This window comes from Ottowia pentelensis (assembly GCF_964341695.1).
Genome location: NZ_OZ224513.1, coordinates 374,892 through 389,291 on the forward strand (window position 1 = coordinate 374,892; position 14,400 = coordinate 389,291).

The 14,400-nt window shown below is 67.9% G+C and carries 19 protein-coding genes; 11 read left to right on the forward strand and 8 right to left on the reverse strand.

The window, feature by feature from the left end; all coding sequences use genetic code 11:
- Window positions 1-139: 139 nt before the first annotated feature.
- The 3 genes from lipB to ACWHMB_RS01825 are packed head-to-tail and all read right to left on the reverse strand — an operon-like array spanning window position 140 to window position 2,122.
- A complete protein-coding gene (lipB, locus tag ACWHMB_RS01815) occupies window positions 140-832 on the reverse strand; it encodes a lipoyl(octanoyl) transferase LipB (protein WP_377479415.1) in 693 nt (230 codons plus the stop codon).
- Between the two features lie 32 nt (window positions 833-864).
- Complete coding sequence (locus tag ACWHMB_RS01820; protein ID WP_293221366.1) at window positions 865-1,155, reverse strand: YbeD family protein; 291 nt, start codon at window positions 1,153-1,155, stop codon at window positions 865-867.
- A gap of 58 nt (window positions 1,156-1,213) precedes the next feature.
- A complete protein-coding gene (locus ACWHMB_RS01825) occupies window positions 1,214-2,122 on the reverse strand; it encodes a D-amino acid aminotransferase (RefSeq protein ID WP_377479381.1) in 909 nt (302 codons plus the stop codon).
- A 117-nt stretch (window positions 2,123-2,239) separates the two neighbouring features.
- Between ACWHMB_RS01825 and ACWHMB_RS01830 the strand changes: the two genes are divergently transcribed.
- The 10 genes from ACWHMB_RS01830 (at window position 2,240) to ACWHMB_RS01875 (ending at window position 10,372) form a co-directional block, all read left to right on the forward strand.
- Entirely contained in the window at window positions 2,240-2,842 is a 603-nt protein-coding gene (locus ACWHMB_RS01830) for an ATP synthase subunit I (RefSeq protein WP_377479384.1), read from the forward strand.
- Window positions 2,843-2,848: 6 nt separating this feature from the next.
- Window positions 2,849-3,748 (forward strand): F0F1 ATP synthase subunit A, encoded by a 900-nt coding sequence (gene atpB / locus ACWHMB_RS01835; protein ID WP_293223250.1) that lies wholly within the window; start codon window positions 2,849-2,851, stop codon window positions 3,746-3,748.
- 76 nt (window positions 3,749-3,824) lie between these two features.
- Window positions 3,825-4,088 (forward strand): F0F1 ATP synthase subunit C, encoded by a 264-nt coding sequence (gene atpE / locus ACWHMB_RS01840; protein WP_377479387.1) that lies wholly within the window; start codon window positions 3,825-3,827, stop codon window positions 4,086-4,088.
- Window positions 4,089-4,190: 102 nt separating this feature from the next.
- The gene (locus tag ACWHMB_RS01845; RefSeq protein ID WP_377479390.1) at window positions 4,191-4,661 is read left to right on the forward strand and encodes a F0F1 ATP synthase subunit B; all 471 of its coding nucleotides are present in this window, start codon (window positions 4,191-4,193) and stop codon (window positions 4,659-4,661) included.
- Between the two features lie 18 nt (window positions 4,662-4,679).
- The gene (locus ACWHMB_RS01850) at window positions 4,680-5,210 is read left to right on the forward strand and encodes a F0F1 ATP synthase subunit delta (protein WP_293223569.1); all 531 of its coding nucleotides are present in this window, start codon (window positions 4,680-4,682) and stop codon (window positions 5,208-5,210) included.
- 59 nt (window positions 5,211-5,269) lie between these two features.
- Window positions 5,270-6,829 carry a F0F1 ATP synthase subunit alpha gene (gene atpA / locus ACWHMB_RS01855; protein WP_293223566.1) on the forward strand — a complete coding sequence of 520 codons (1,560 nt, stop codon included), beginning with the start codon at window positions 5,270-5,272 and terminating at the stop codon, window positions 6,827-6,829.
- Window positions 6,830-6,853: 24 nt separating this feature from the next.
- Window positions 6,854-7,732: a F0F1 ATP synthase subunit gamma gene (atpG, locus tag ACWHMB_RS01860; protein ID WP_377479394.1), complete on the forward strand. Its 879-nt coding sequence runs from the start codon at window positions 6,854-6,856 to the stop codon at window positions 7,730-7,732.
- Window positions 7,733-7,776: 44 nt separating this feature from the next.
- Window positions 7,777-9,180, forward strand: coding sequence for a F0F1 ATP synthase subunit beta (gene atpD, locus ACWHMB_RS01865; RefSeq protein WP_293223561.1), 1,404 nt, complete (start codon window positions 7,777-7,779; stop codon window positions 9,178-9,180).
- A gap of 73 nt (window positions 9,181-9,253) precedes the next feature.
- Window positions 9,254-9,679 (forward strand): F0F1 ATP synthase subunit epsilon, encoded by a 426-nt coding sequence (locus ACWHMB_RS01870; RefSeq protein WP_293223559.1) that lies wholly within the window; start codon window positions 9,254-9,256, stop codon window positions 9,677-9,679.
- A 96-nt stretch (window positions 9,680-9,775) separates the two neighbouring features.
- Window positions 9,776-10,372: a Crp/Fnr family transcriptional regulator gene (locus ACWHMB_RS01875; RefSeq protein ID WP_377479399.1), complete on the forward strand. Its 597-nt coding sequence runs from the start codon at window positions 9,776-9,778 to the stop codon at window positions 10,370-10,372.
- An 11-nt stretch (window positions 10,373-10,383) separates the two neighbouring features.
- On the opposite strand, the gene ACWHMB_RS01880 is transcribed toward ACWHMB_RS01875, so the two are convergent.
- The 3 genes from ACWHMB_RS01880 to ACWHMB_RS01890 are packed head-to-tail and all read right to left on the reverse strand — an operon-like array spanning window position 10,384 to window position 12,474.
- On the reverse strand, window positions 10,384-10,923 hold the full coding sequence (locus ACWHMB_RS01880) for a TPM domain-containing protein (protein ID WP_377479402.1): 540 nt from the start codon (window positions 10,921-10,923) through the stop codon (window positions 10,384-10,386).
- Between the two features lie 2 nt (window positions 10,924-10,925).
- Window positions 10,926-11,837 carry a TPM domain-containing protein gene (locus ACWHMB_RS01885; RefSeq protein WP_377479406.1) on the reverse strand — a complete coding sequence of 304 codons (912 nt, stop codon included), beginning with the start codon at window positions 11,835-11,837 and terminating at the stop codon, window positions 10,926-10,928.
- Window positions 11,838-11,859: 22 nt separating this feature from the next.
- The gene (locus ACWHMB_RS01890; protein ID WP_377479409.1) at window positions 11,860-12,474 is read right to left on the reverse strand and encodes a LemA family protein; all 615 of its coding nucleotides are present in this window, start codon (window positions 12,472-12,474) and stop codon (window positions 11,860-11,862) included.
- Between the two features lie 135 nt (window positions 12,475-12,609).
- Between ACWHMB_RS01890 and ACWHMB_RS01895 the strand changes: the two genes are divergently transcribed.
- The gene (locus ACWHMB_RS01895; protein WP_377479412.1) at window positions 12,610-13,056 is read left to right on the forward strand and encodes a YybH family protein; all 447 of its coding nucleotides are present in this window, start codon (window positions 12,610-12,612) and stop codon (window positions 13,054-13,056) included.
- A 270-nt stretch (window positions 13,057-13,326) separates the two neighbouring features.
- On the opposite strand, the gene ACWHMB_RS01900 is transcribed toward ACWHMB_RS01895, so the two are convergent.
- Window positions 13,327-13,911: an IS630 family transposase gene (locus tag ACWHMB_RS01900; RefSeq protein WP_377516475.1), complete on the reverse strand. Its 585-nt coding sequence runs from the start codon at window positions 13,909-13,911 to the stop codon at window positions 13,327-13,329.
- Window positions 13,839-14,384, reverse strand: a complete 546-nt coding sequence (locus ACWHMB_RS01905) for a helix-turn-helix domain-containing protein (protein WP_377516474.1) — start codon at window positions 14,382-14,384, stop codon at window positions 13,839-13,841. Before ACWHMB_RS01905 ends, ACWHMB_RS01900 begins: the two co-directional genes overlap by 73 nt.
- Window positions 14,385-14,400: the final 16 nt, after the last annotated feature.

A 14,400-nucleotide genomic window follows, 5' to 3' on the forward strand; every position in this document is an offset into this window, starting at 1 on the left:
GCGATGTTTCGCCTCCCCCCTCGAGGGGGCATCGCCAGTGGCCGGGGAGACCCCGGCCACGGCGCTTGCTGGCGTGGCCTGCTCCGCGGCCGGCAGGCTCTTTGGTTTTTGATCGACTCTGACGTGGGTGGCGGTGACGTCACACCGCCAGCAGCCGCTGCAGCTGCCCTGCCAGCTCGTGCGCCACCTCGTCCCACGAGACGGCCACGCCCAGGCTGGCCAGGTCCACCGTGCGCAGGCCGGGGTAGCCGCAGGGGTTGATGCGCTCGAAGGGTTGCAGGTCCATCGCCACGTTCAGCGCCAGGCCGTGGTAGCTGCGGTGGCGGCTGACCTTGATGCCCAGCGCGGCGATCTTGCCCAGGCCGGTGAAGTCGGGCGCCGGCGCCGGCTGGCCCGGCTCGCGCCGCTGCGGGCGCTGGGGCAGCAGGGCGTGGCTGAACGGGTCAGCCAGCCGCACGTAGATGCCCGGCGCGCCGGCCACGCGATGGCCGGTGACGCCGAACGCGCGCAGCGTGCGGATCGCCGCCTCCTCCAGCCGGTAGACGTATTCCTTGACGAAAATCCCGCGCCGCTGCAGGTCGATCAGCGGATAGGCCACCACCTGGCCGGGGCCGTGGTAGGTCACCTGCCCGCCGCGGTCGGTGGCCACCACCGGAATGTCGCCCGGCGCCAGCACATGCTCGGGCCGGCCCGCCAGGCCCAGCGTGAAGACCGGTGGATGCTCGCAAATCCATAGCTGCTCGCGCTCGTCCGGCGCCGGCTGGTGGGCAAAATCCTTCATGGCCTGGAAGGTGGGGGCGTAATTCACCCGGCCCAGAAAGCGCGTCTCCATGCCCATCGACTGCGGGGGCGCTTGATGCGCCGTCACAACACCCAGCGCGCCATCGGATGCGTGCTGAGCGCGCGGTACAGGTCGTCGAGCTGCGCGCGGCTGGTGGCCAGCACGGTGATGGTCACGCCCAGGTACTTGCCGCCGCCGCTTTCGCGCAGCTCGACCGTGGCGGCGTCGAACGTGGGGTCGAACTGCCGCGCCAGGTGGGTGATGGCGTGCACGAAGCCGTCCTCGTTGACGCCCACCACCTTGATCGGAAAGCGCACCGGGTATTCGATCAGCGCCTCGCGGCGGTCGGCGCTGGTGTCGTGGGAAGCGCTCATCGGACGACCCTCCACGCTGGGCGTTGCGGGATTCGCGCTTGGGAACGGCCCGGCGCGCTCATGACGCGAACAGCGCGTCCTTGGCGCGTTGGTAGGCGGCGTACACCTTTTGCGTGACGGGGCCGGGCTTGCCGCTGCCGACCGGCTGGCCGTCCAGTGTGGTGATGGGCAGCACCTCCTTGGTGGCCGAGGACAGCATCAGCTCGTCGGCGGCCAGCACCTCGGCCTTGGGAATGCGCCGCAGCTCGAAGCCGATGCCCTCCTGGCGGCACAGCTCCTCGATGGCGCCGTAGCGGATGCCCTCCAGCACCAGGTTGTCCTTGGGCGGGCCGAACACCCGGCCGTTCTGGATCACCCACACGTTGCTGGACGCCGCCTCGCTCAGAAAGCCGTCGCGGAACATCACCGTCTCCAGCGCGCCGGCGTCGAAGCTGATCTGGCGCGCGAACACCGCCCCCAGCAGGCTGATGGACTTGATGTGCGCCTTCTTCCAGCGGAAGTCGTCCGCTGTCACGCAGGCGACACCCTGGGCGCGTTGCTCGGCCGAGGGCGGCTTCATCGGCAGGCAGGTGGCGAACACCGTGGGCGTCAGGCCCTCCAGCATCGGGTGGTCGCGCAGCGCCACGCCGCGCGTGACCTGGAAGTAGTAGAACCAATCGGCCACGCTGGCGTGCTCGGGGTGCGCGGCGATGAGATCGAGCGCGATCTGCCGCCACTGCTCGCGCGTGTGCGGGTTGGCGATGCGCGTTTCCTTCAGGCTGCGCTCCAGCCGCGTCATGTGCTGCTCGAAGCGAAACGGCCGCGGCGTCTGGCCCGGCCGGCCGTAGACGGCGATGCCCTCGTAGATGCCGTCGCCGAAAATGAAGCCCCGATCCAGCGGGCTGATGCGCGCCGCGTCCAGCGTGGTCATCTCGCCATTGAGGTAGCAGGGCAGGGCGGGCAGGTGGGCGGTGCTGTAGGCTGGCATGGGGGTGCTCGCGGGCGTGGTTGTGCAAAGCCCGCATTTTGAACCAGCGCCGCCCGCCATGACCGGCGCAGGTGGCGGGGATATGGCTGGAATGCGGGTTATCCATCGTATAATTCCATGGATTTGCTGGCGAGTACCTTGCACGTCATTGCGGCGGCCGTAGGAATGGGCACAATCGACTCCGGCGCGACGCGCGCCTCAGGACGGCGGCCTTCGGGTGAATCACCCGGGTGGTCGGACTGGCCCGATTCGGCGGCAAGCGACGAGGGCGCGGCCCCGCTGACGGCCGAGCAGGCCCGCCAATGGCGGGTGCGGCATCCGCAGTTGCCGGTAGGGCGGGCCCTGCTGATGCAGGCGCTCACCGGCTTGGTGGTGACAGGGTTGGCCTGGTTGCTGACCCGGCGCCCCGAGGTGGCCTGGTCGGCCGCCTACGGCGCCTTGGCCGGGGTGCTGCCGGCGGCAGTGGCCGCGCGCGGCACGGTGCGTTGGGCGCGGCCCGGGTTTCCGCCGGCGGCGGCCCTGGCAGGTGTGTTGTTGTGGGAGGGGGTCAAGCTGGCCTTGACCGTGGGGATGCTGATGGCGGCCCCGAGATTTTTGGGGGTGCCCAGCTGGCCAGCGCTGCTGATCGGCCTGGCACTGACGATCAAGATGTACTGGCTGGGCCTGTTGTGGGCGCGGCCGAAGAAGAAGTCCGAATCCGGACGGGCGCACGAAGAGTAAACACCGATGGCTGCTGAAAACGCTGTTGAATCCACCGCCGAGCACGGGCTCACCGCGGGCGAATACGTCGTCCACCACCTGCACTTCTGGCAGAACAAGGCGTCCGACGCGGTGGTCGACTTCTCGGTCTTCCACATCGACACCATTCTCTTTTCGGTGCTGCTGGCGGCGCTGACTTTCTTTCTGCTGTGGGCGGCCGCGCGCAAGGCCAGCTCGGGCGTGCCGGGGCGCTTCCAGGCTGCGGTCGAGATGCTGGTCGAGTTCGTCGACAACGAGGCCAAGGGCATCGTGCACAACGCCCACAGCCGCAAGTTCGTGGCGCCGCTGGGCCTGTCCATCTTCGTGTGGGTCACGTTGATGAACACCATGGACCTGCTGCCGGTCGATTTGATTCCCACCTTGTGGGCCAAGCTGGTGGGCGCCACCGGCGGCGATCCGGCGCACGCCTACATGCGCGTGCTGCCCACGGCCGACGTGTCGGGCGCCATGGGTCTGTCGGTGGCGGTGCTGCTGATCTGCCTGTACTACAACGTCAAGATCAAGGGCCTGGGCGGCTGGGCGCACGAACTGGTGACGGCGCCGTTCGGCACCAGCAAGAACCCGCTGCTGGCCTTCGTGCTGGGCATCGTCAACTTCGCGATGCAGCTGATCGAATTCGCCTCCAAGACGCTCTCGCACGGCCTGCGACTGTTCGGCAACATGTACGCCGGCGAGCTGATCTTCATGCTGATCGCCCTGATGGGCGGCGCTTTCGCCCTCACCGGCACCGGCATCGGCCTGGCGATCGGCCACGTCATCGCCGGCCTGGCCTGGGCCATCTTCCACATTCTGATCATCATCCTGCAGGCCTTCATTTTCATGATGCTGGCGCTGGTCTACATCGGCCAGGCGCACGATCATCACTGAGGCTGCTGCGGCTGCAACGGTTTCGCTTTCCCTTTCCCTTTATCCATCAACCCACCACGTCCCTTTAGGAGTCATCATGGAAGTTATCAGCTTTGTCGCCCTGGCCGCTGGCCTGATCATTGGCCTGGGTGCCGTCGGCGCCTGTATCGGCATCGGCCTCATGGGCAGCAAGTTCCTCGAATCGGCCGCCCGCCAGCCCGAATTGATGGGCGAGCTGCAAACCAAGATGTTCCTGCTGGTCGGCCTGATCGACGCGGCCTTCATCATCGGCGTGGGTATCGCCCTGTGGTTCGCCACGGCCAACCCGTTCCTGGGTCAACTCGCGCAAATCGCCAAGTAAGGTTCCGGGTGGGTTGGGATGCGGCGCGCGCCCGAGGGCGGCGCCGCGCTCCCGCATATTGAGTCTTGCGGCCCCCGCGCCGCTGCAATCCAAGGAACAACCGTGAGCATCACCGGTACCCTAATCATTCAGATCATCGTGTTCTTGCTGCTGGTGGCATTCACGATGAAGTTTGTGTGGCCGCCGATCGCCAACGCGCTGGACGAGCGCGCGCAGAAGGTCGCCGAAGGCCTGGCCGCCGCGGACAAGGCCAAGAGCGAGCTGGCCGACGCCAACCAGCGCGTGGAGCAGCAACTGGCCGAGTCGCGCACCGAAAACGCCCAGCGCCAGGCCGACGCCGAGCGCCGTGCCCAGGCCATCATCGAAGAGGCCAAGTCGCGCGCCAACGACGAAGGCGCCAAGATCATCGCCGCCGCCCGCGCCGAGGCCCAGCAGCAGGCCGTGCAGGCACGCGAGGCCCTGCGCGACGAGGTGGCCAAGCTGGCCGTGCGCGGCGCCGAGCAGATCCTGCGCAAGGAAGTCAATCCCGCCGTGCACGCCGATTTGCTCAATCGCCTGAAAACCGAGCTTTGATCGCGCGAGGACACCACCATGGCTGAACTCGCCACCATCGCCCGGCCCTACGCCGAAGCGCTGTTCGAAACCAGTCGCGGCGACGCCGCGGCCACGCAGGGCTGGCTGGATGCCCTGGCCGCCGCCTGCGCGACGCCCCAGCTGCTGCAGTTTGCCGCCGACCCCAAGGTGCAGGGCAGCGAAGTGTTCCGGCTGCTGACCTCGGTGCTGCCGCAGGCCCTGCCCGATCGCGGCGCCAACTTCCTGCGCACCGTGATCGACAACGGCCGCCTGGCGGTGATGCCCGAAGTGGCGGCGCAGTTCCGCGATCTGGCCAACGCCCAGAGCGGCCGCTCGGACGCGCAGATCTACAGCGCGTTTCCGATCGAGGGCGCCGAGCTGGCGCAGCTCAAGACGGTGCTGGAAAAGCGCTTCGGCCGCCAGTTGGAAACCCAGGTGCACATCGACCCCGAACTGATCGGTGGCGTGCGCGTGGTCGTGGGTGACGAGGTGCTGGACACCTCCGTGCGCGCGCGCCTGCAACAAATGAAAGTGGCCCTCACCGCCTGACGCGCCCGCGCGTCGGCAGAGAGTCCTCGGCAATCCCCAAGACTTTTAAGGAAAGAGTCATGCAGCTCAATCCCACCGAAATTTCTGAACTGATCAAGAGCCGCATCGAGGGCCTGGGCGTCAGCGCCGACGTGCGCAACCAGGGCACCGTGGTGTCGGTGACCGACGGCATCGTGCGCATCCACGGCCTGTCCGACGCGATGCAGGGCGAAATGCTGGAATTTCCGGCCACGCCCGACGGCCAGCCCACCTTCGGCCTGGCGCTGAACCTCGAGCGCGACTCGGTCGGCGCCGTGATCTTGGGCGAGTACGAGCATATCTCCGAAGGCGATACGGTCAAGTGCACCGGCCGCATTCTGGAAGTGCCGGTCGGCCCCGAGCTGATCGGCCGCGTGGTCAACGCGCTGGGCCAGCCGATCGACGGCAAGGGCCCCATCAACGCCAAGATGACCGACGTGATCGAGAAGGTCGCGCCGGGCGTGATCGCGCGCCAGTCGGTCAGCCAGCCGGTGCAGACCGGCCTGAAGTCGATCGACTCGATGGTGCCGATCGGCCGCGGCCAGCGCGAGCTGATCATCGGCGACCGCCAGACCGGCAAGACCGCGGTGGCGATCGACACCATCATCAACCAGAAGGGTCAGAACATGACCTGCGTCTACGTCGCCATCGGCCAGAAGGCGTCGTCGATCAAGAACGTGGTGCGCGCGCTGGAGCGCGCCGGCGCGATGGAATACACCATCGTGGTGGCCGCCTCGGCCTCCGAATCGGCCGCCATGCAGTACGTCAGCGCCTACTCGGGCTGCACCATGGGCGAGTACTTCCGCGATCGCGGCCAGGACGCGCTGATCATCTACGACGACCTGTCCAAGCAGGCCGTCGCGTACCGCCAGGTGTCGCTGCTGCTGCGCCGCCCGCCGGGCCGCGAAGCCTACCCCGGCGACGTGTTCTATTTGCACAGCCGCCTGCTGGAGCGTGCCGCGCGCGTCAACGCCGACTACGTCGAGGCCTTCACCAAGGGCGAGGTCAAGGGCCAGACCGGCTCGCTGACGGCGCTGCCGATCATCGAGACGCAGGCCGGCGACGTGTCCGCCTTCGTGCCGACCAACGTGATCTCGATCACCGACGGCCAGATCTTCCTGGAAACCAACCTCTTCAACGCCGGCATCCGCCCCGCCATCAACGCCGGCATCTCGGTGTCGCGCGTGGGCTCGGCGGCGCAGACCGACCTGATCAAGAAGCTCTCGGGCGGCATCCGTACCGACCTGGCGCAGTACCGCGAGCTGGCCGCTTTCGCGCAGTTCGCCTCCGACCTGGACGAAGCCACCCGCAAGCAGCTCGACCGCGGGGCGCGCGTGACCGAGCTGCTCAAGCAGGCGCAGTACAGCCCGCTGCCCATCAGCCTGATGGCCGCCTCGCTGTTCGCCGTCAACAAGGGCTACATGGACAACCTGGAGATCAAGCAGGTGCTGCCCTTCGAGGCCGGCCTGCACGCGCACCTGAAGGACAAGCACGCCGCGCTGCTGCAGCGCATGGAAGGCGGCAAGTCGCTCGACAAGGACAAGGAAGCCGAGGCCGAGCTGACCGCCGCCATCGAGGCGTTCAAGAAGTCCTTCGCCTGATCGCAGCTACAAGGAGCTTTTGCAATGGCTGTCGGCAAGGAAATTCGCGGCAAGATCAAGTCGGTGGAGAACACCCGCAAGATCACCAAGGCGATGGAAATGGTCGCGGCGAGCAAGATGCGCAAGGCGCAGGACCGCATGCGCGCGGCGCGCCCCTACGCCGAGAAAGTGCGCAACGTCGCCACCCACCTGGGTGAGGCCAACCCCGAGTACACGCACCCCTACATGAAGGCCAACGACGCCAAGCGCGTGGGCATCATCGTGGTGACGACGGACAAGGGACTGTGCGGCGGCATGAACACCAACGTGCTGCGCGGCGTGACCACCAAGCTCAAGGAGCTGCAGGGCGTCGGCATGACCATCGACGCGGTGGCCGTCGGCAGCAAGGGCCTGGGTTTCCTGACCCGCATCGGTGCGCGCGTGGTGTCGCAGACCACCCAGCTGGGCGACACGCCCCACCTCGACAAGCTGATCGGCCCGGTCAAGTCGCTGCTGGACGAGTACGCCAAGGGCGAGCTCAGCGCGGTCTACATCGCTTACACCCGCTTCATCAACACCATGAAGCAGGACTCGGTGATCGAGACCCTGCTGCCCCTGTCCAGCGAGGCCATGCAGCAGCAGACCCGCGACAGCGGCGCCGGGCACGCCTGGGACTACATCTACGAACCCGATGCGCCGACCGTCATCGACGAGCTGCTCAAGCGCTACGTCGAGGCGCTGGTCTACCAGGCCGTGGCCGAGAACATGGCGTCCGAGCAGGCGGCGCGCATGGTGGCCATGAAGGCCGCCACCGACAACGCGGGCAACGTGATCAACGAACTCAAGCTGGTCTACAACAAGACCCGCCAGGCCGCGATCACCACGGAGTTGACCGAAATCGTCGCCGGTGCCGCCGCCGTCTGAGCGCGCCACCGGTTTACCCCAGAATCAAGTTATTGGAGCAAGACATGGCTCAAGTCCAAGGAAAAATCGTTCAGTGCATCGGCGCCGTGGTTGACGTCGAGTTCCCCCGCGAGCACATGCCCAAGGTCTACGACGCGCTCAAGATGGAAGGCGCGGCCCTGACGCTGGAAGTGCAGCAGCAGCTGGGCGACGGCATCGTGCGCACCATCGCGCTGGGGTCGAGCGACGGCCTGCGCCGCGGCATGATGGTGGTCAACACCAGCCACCCGATCACCGTGCCGGTGGGCCCCGCCACGCTGGGGCGCATCATGGACGTGCTGGGCAACCCCATCGACGAGCGCGGCCCGATCGACCAGGCGCACACCGCGCCCATCCACCGCAAGGCCCCGGCCTATGACGAACTCAGCCCCTCGCAGGAACTGCTGGAGACCGGCATCAAGGTGATCGACCTGATCTGCCCGTTCGCCAAGGGCGGCAAGGTGGGCCTGTTCGGTGGCGCCGGCGTGGGCAAGACCGTGAACATGATGGAGCTCATCAACAACATCGCCAAGGCGCACTCGGGCCTGTCGGTGTTTGCCGGCGTGGGCGAGCGCACCCGCGAGGGCAACGACTTCTACCACGAGATGTCCGACTCCAAGGTCGTGGTGCAGGAAGACCTGAGCCAGTCCAAGGTGGCCATGGTCTACGGCCAGATGAACGAGCCGCCGGGCAACCGCCTGCGCGTGGCGCTCACGGGCCTGACGATTGCCGAGTCCTTCCGCGACGAGGGCCGCGACGTGCTGTTCTTCGTCGACAACATCTACCGCTACACGCTGGCCGGCACCGAGGTGTCCGCCCTGCTGGGCCGCATGCCCTCCGCCGTGGGCTACCAGCCGACGCTGGCCGAGGAAATGGGCCGCCTGCAGGAGCGCATCACCTCGACCAAGGTGGGCTCGATCACCTCCATCCAGGCCGTGTACGTGCCCGCGGACGACTTGACCGACCCCTCGCCCGCGACCACCTTCGCCCACCTGGACTCGACCGTGGTGCTGTCGCGCGACATCGCCGCGCTGGGCATCTACCCCGCCGTGGACCCGCTGGACTCCACCAGCCGCCAGCTCGACCCGCACGTGGTGGGCGAGGAGCACTACAACGTCGCCCGCCAGGTGCAGGGCACGCTGCAGCGCTACAAGGAGCTGCGCGACATCATCGCCATCCTGGGCATGGACGAACTGGCCCCCGAGGACAAGCTGGCCGTGGCGCGCGCGCGCAAGATCCAGCGTTTCCTGTCGCAGCCCTTCCACGTGGCCGAGGTGTTCACCGGCACACCGGGCAAATATGTGTCGCTCAAGGACACCATCGCCGGCTTCAAGATGATCGCCAATGGCGAGTGCGACCACCTGCCCGAGCAGGCCTTCTACATGGTCGGCACGATCGACGAGGCCATGGAAAAGGCCAAGAAGGTCTGACCCTGACGTTCTCGCCCCCGGGCCGCGCCGCGCGCGTGCCCGGCGACCGTGAAACCGAGAGGAACGCAAGAGCATGGCCAATACCATTCATGTCGATGTCGTCAGCGCCGAGGAGTCGATCTTCTCGGGCGAGGCGACCTTTGTCGCGCTGCCCGGCGAGGCGGGCGAGTTGGGCGTGTACCCGCGCCACACGCCGCTGATCACGCGCATCAAGCCGGGCTCGGTGCGCATCCAGAAGGCCGACGGCGGCGAGGAGTTCGTGTTCGTGGCCGGCGGCATCCTGGAGGTGCAGCCCCACGTCGTCACCGTGCTGTCCGACACCGCCATCCGCGGCAAGGATCTGGACGACGAGCGCGCCAACTCGGCCAAGAAGGCCGCCGAGGAGGCCCTGCGCAACGCCAAGAGCGAGATCGACGTGGCTCGCGCCACCTCCGAGCTCGCCATCCTGGCCGCCGAACTGGCCGCGCTGCGCAAGTACCGCGAGCGGCCCAAGCACTGAACGGCCCGCCATCGCGTCAAGACCCACCGCTTGGTGGGTTTTTTTTGGTCGCGGCCCTTTCGCACGACCCCCGATGCTCTTCATAATGGGCGACTTATGCTTGCACGCAAACCCCGTGACGACCGCGGCGTCCAGGAACATGCGGCGTCCCTGTTGGTCACCCAGGGCGCCCTGGTGGCGCTGAGCCAGGCGGACGCCCTGGCGGTCGTCGGCTACATGCGCCCGCACCGCCTGAGCGCCGGCACCGTGCTGATGCGCCAGGGCGAGCACGGCGGGGACGAGTCGATGGCGCTGATCCTCAGCGGCGACGTGACGGTCGAGAGCGTATCGGCCACCGAGGAGCTGGTGGTGTCGGTGCTGGGCCCCGGCAGCCTGATCGGCGAGCTGGGCCTGGTCGATCAGACGGCGCGCTCGGCCACCTGCACGGCGGCCAGCGATCTGGCGCTGGCGGTGCTCAAGCGCGAAGCCTTCGAGCAGCTGATGGCCGAGCAGCCGGGCGTCGCCACCCGTCTGCTGCTGGCCATCAGCCAGCGCGTGGCCGGTCATCTGCGCGAGACCAACCGCAAGCTGCTGACGCTGGCGCGCGTCAACAAGGCGCTGCAGCAGGAGCTGGGTGCCGCGCACGCGGTCAATCGGCGGCTGTTGCAGCAACTGGACCAAGCGGCGCCACCGGCGGCCGAGCCGCGCCCCTGAGCGCGGGCGGCTTACAGCAGCACCGGCTCGTCCGGCAGCTCGTTCGCAGGGCGCGCCGCGCCGCCATCGGCGGCCGGAAACAGGGCGACCAGCCGGGCCGACACATCGTCCACCGCCTTCGACAGGCCGTCCTCGACCTGGCCGGCATGCAGGCTGCGGCCCAGGCGATCGGTCAGCGCCTGCCAGGCGGTGGCGTCGACGGCGCGCGCCACGCCCCGGTCGGCCACCACCTCGATGGCGCGCTCGGCCAGCAGCAGGTAGATCAGCACGCCGTTGTTGTGCTCGGTGTTCCACACGCCCAGCTTGGAAAACATCATCAGCGCGCGCTCGCGCACGATGCGCTGCATGGGCAGGTGCCGGCGCAGGTGCCGCCACAGGTAGCTGGCGGGCAAGCCGGCCTCCACGCAGATGCGCAGCTGTCCGCTGTGCCGGGCCTCGCTTTCGGCCACGCGCCGGCGCAGGCGCTCGACGGCGTCCGGCGGCACCAGGCGGCGCGTGTCGCTCTCGTCCATCCAGTGATGGCGCCACAGGCGGTGCAGGGTGGCCAGCATGTTCACCAACTCCCGCTGGCGCCGCCGCCACCGAAGTCGCCGCCGCCGCCCGAGCTGAAGCCGCCGCCCCCGCCACCGAAGCCGCCGCCCGAGCCGAACCCTCCGCCCCAGCCGCCGCCAAAGCCCCCACCGCGCGAGCGCCCGCCGGGCAGGCCACTGGCCAGGTTGCCGATCAGGGCGAACAGGAAGGCGCCGGCGCCCGCCAGCGCCGCCAGCACCGCGCCCAGCCCGATCCAGAACACCAGAGCGCCCACGCCCAGCCCCATCGCCAGCGCCCCCAGCTTGCGCCCGAGGATGCCGCGCAGCAGCGCGGCCGCGATCGGCGCGGCAAAGAAGGCGAACACGATCAGCTCGAAGTGGCCGCCGCCCAGCTGGGTGTCCCGCGACGCGGACGGCGCCGGCACCGGCGGCAGCGGCTCGCCGCGGAGGCGGGCACTCAGCTGGTCGACCGCCGCGTCCAGTCCGCCGGCGAAGTCGCCGCGCCTGAAGGCCGGCGTCATCACCTCGTCGATGATGTGGCTGGCCGCGATGTCGGGCACCGCGCCTTCCAGCGTCTTGGCCACCTCGATGCGCATGCGCCGGTCGTTCTTGGCCACCAGCACGATCAGGCCGTCGCCGACGTTCTTGCGGCCGATCTTCCAGGCATTGCCGACGCGATTGGCGTACGAGGCGATGTCCTCGGGCGCGGTGCTGGGCACCATCAGCACCACCAGCTGCGCGCCCTTGTCGGCCTCCAGCGCGGCCAGCTTGGCCTCCAGTGCCGACGCTTGCGCGCCGTCCAGCGTACCGGTGGTGTCGATGACGTGGCCGGTGAGCGGCGGCACCGGCTGCACGCCCTGCGCCTGCGCCGACGCCCATCCGAAAACTACAAAAACAATAGCTATCAGCGCTTTCTGGATGTGCGCAAACAGCATATTTGTTCCAAAAGCCGGGTGCTCAGCGCGCGGGGGCCGAACTGGGCCCGAAGTTGACCTTGGGCGCGGTCGAGATCGCCGCCTCGTTGGTCACGGTGAAGTTTTCCTTGGGCTTGTAGCTGAACACCATGGCCGTCAGGTTGCTGGGAAAGCTGCGCACCAGCACGTTGTATTCCTTGACCGCATCGATGTAGCGCCCGCGCGCCACGGCGATGCGGTTCTCGGTGCCTTCCAGCGCCACCCGCAGGTCGGAGAACGCCTTGTTGGCCTTCAGGTCGGGGTAGCGCTCCACCGTCACCATCAGGCGGCTGAGCGCGCCCGACAGTTCGCCTTGCGCGGCCTGGAACTGCTTGAATTGCTCGGGGTTGTTCAGCGTCTCGGGCGACACCTGGATGCTGGTGGCCTTGGCGCGCGCCTCGATCACCTTGGTCAGCGTGTCCTGCTCGAAGTTGGTCTCGCCCTTGACGGTGTTGACCAGGTTGTCGATCAGGTCGGCCCGCCGCTGGTACTGGTTGACCACCTCGCTCCAGGCCGACTTGGTCTGCTCGTCCAGGCGCTGGAAGTCGTTGTAGCCGCAGCCGCTGAGGGACAGCGCCAGGGCCAGGAGGGTGCTGAGGCGTATGAGCCAGTGTTTCATGAGCCGGACTCCGGTCGTGGTGATTCAAACAGCGCGCAAGATAGCACGCCCGTGGCCGCCATGCCCGCCAGGGCTGGCCCGTGCGGGCACAATGGCAGCGTCGATCGCCCGCCGCCCGAACCCCCTGAAACGCCGATGCCCAAATCCCGCCAACGCGCCGCCGTGCTGGGCGGCTCCGCCGACGACGTCGAGGCCGCCTTCTACGAGGCGTTGCAGCATGGCGACATCGACGCCCTGATGGCCTGCTGGGCCGACGAGGACGAGATCGTCTGCGTGCACCCGGGCGGCCCGCGCCTGGTGGGCGCGCAGGCCATTCGCGGCGCCTTCGAGGCCATGTTCGCGCAAGGCAGCATCCGCGCCACGCCCGAGCGCGTGCGCCGCATCGAGGCGCTGGGCGCCGCCGTGCACAACGTGCTGGAGCGCATCGACCTGATGACCGCCGAAGGCCCGCAGCACGCCTGGGTGGTCGCCACCAACGTGTTCGTGAAGACCGCCGAAGGCTGGCGCCTGGCCGCGCACCACGCCAGCCCCGGCCGCAGCGAGGTGGTGGAAGTGACGGTGCCGGGGCAACTGCTGCACTGACATCCGGCCCGATTTTTTAATGAAAAATGGCTGCAGCGCCCGCCCATCCTGCGCAAGCAGCTATGTAAATTGAAGTAGTCGCCGGCCATGCCTCGGCCTGGCGTCCGGGCGGTCGCCTGCAGACGCTCGGGTTGGCTCAGCACGCGCGCTCCGTCGCTGGCCCGCGCATCGCCTGATGGAGCGCGCACTGGGACAGGTCCGACGGCGACTTCGTCGATGTTGACCGGCTGCTGGCGCAGGTCGGCGGGACGGCTGCGGCTTATTCCATTTCTAATTCAATAGCGCATCAATAATCCACGGCCAGGCGACGATGGATCGGATCCGTTCGCAGTTGCTCTCGAAGTCTCGCAGGGCGAGCTCAAGGTGATCTTCGAGCGCCTCCAGGCTGTCGAAGACGCGGTTGTGGAATCGCTTCTCGCGCAGCTCGTCCCACACGTGCTCCACCGGGTTGAGCTCCGGCGCATAGGGGGGCAGGCTCAGTAGGCGCATGTTGGCGGGCGGGTGCAGCTCACCACTGGCATGCCAGCCGGCACCGTCAAGCACCATGACGATGCGCTCGTGCGGGTGACGCTCGCTCACCTCGTCGAGAAACAACTGCATGCACTCGGTGTTGACGTGAGGCAAGATGAGCGAGTCCAACTGGCCGCTTGCCACATCGACGGCGGCGTACGCGTAGGTGTACTCGTGGGTCAACATGGCTTGGCACAGCGGCCGCACCGGCTTGGGCGCCCAGCAGCGGCGCACGTCGTTGATGCGTCCAAAGCGCGCCTCGTCCTGGAACATCAGCTTGATGGGGCCTTGCTGCGGCCAGTGCGAGCAGATTTCGGCAAGGCGCTCGGGGAGTTTTTTTTCCACTCCTCTTGAGCCAAAGGATCGCTTTGCGGATGGCGTTTGTCGGGGGCCAGCTTGCGCCAGCCGTGGCGGTGCAGCAGGTTGTAGACCGAGGACAGCGCCATGGGACGGCCCAGGGCAGCTTCGATTTCACACTTGACTTGACCGACCACCAGGATGCCGCCCGTGCGAGCGCGATCAAGAAAGGGCGCCAGCACCTGGCGCTCCTGCTCAGTCGTCATGTTCTGGTGGCGCCTGCCGCCGCGCGCGGGGCGCTGGCCGTCACCTGCAACCTCGCCGGCCAGGAAGCGATTGCGCAAGCGGCAGGTCCACGCCGGGGAGCGGCCGATGACCTGCGCGGTTTGCTCCAGGCTCAAGCCATAGTCCAGCGGCAACACCACCGCCTGTGCTTGGCGAAGCTGCTCAGCGGTCTGTGCGCCGGCCAGCATTTGACGGGCCGACTCCAGACTGTCGGCACCTCGGGCTGTTCTTGCCATGTCGTTCTCCTTGCGG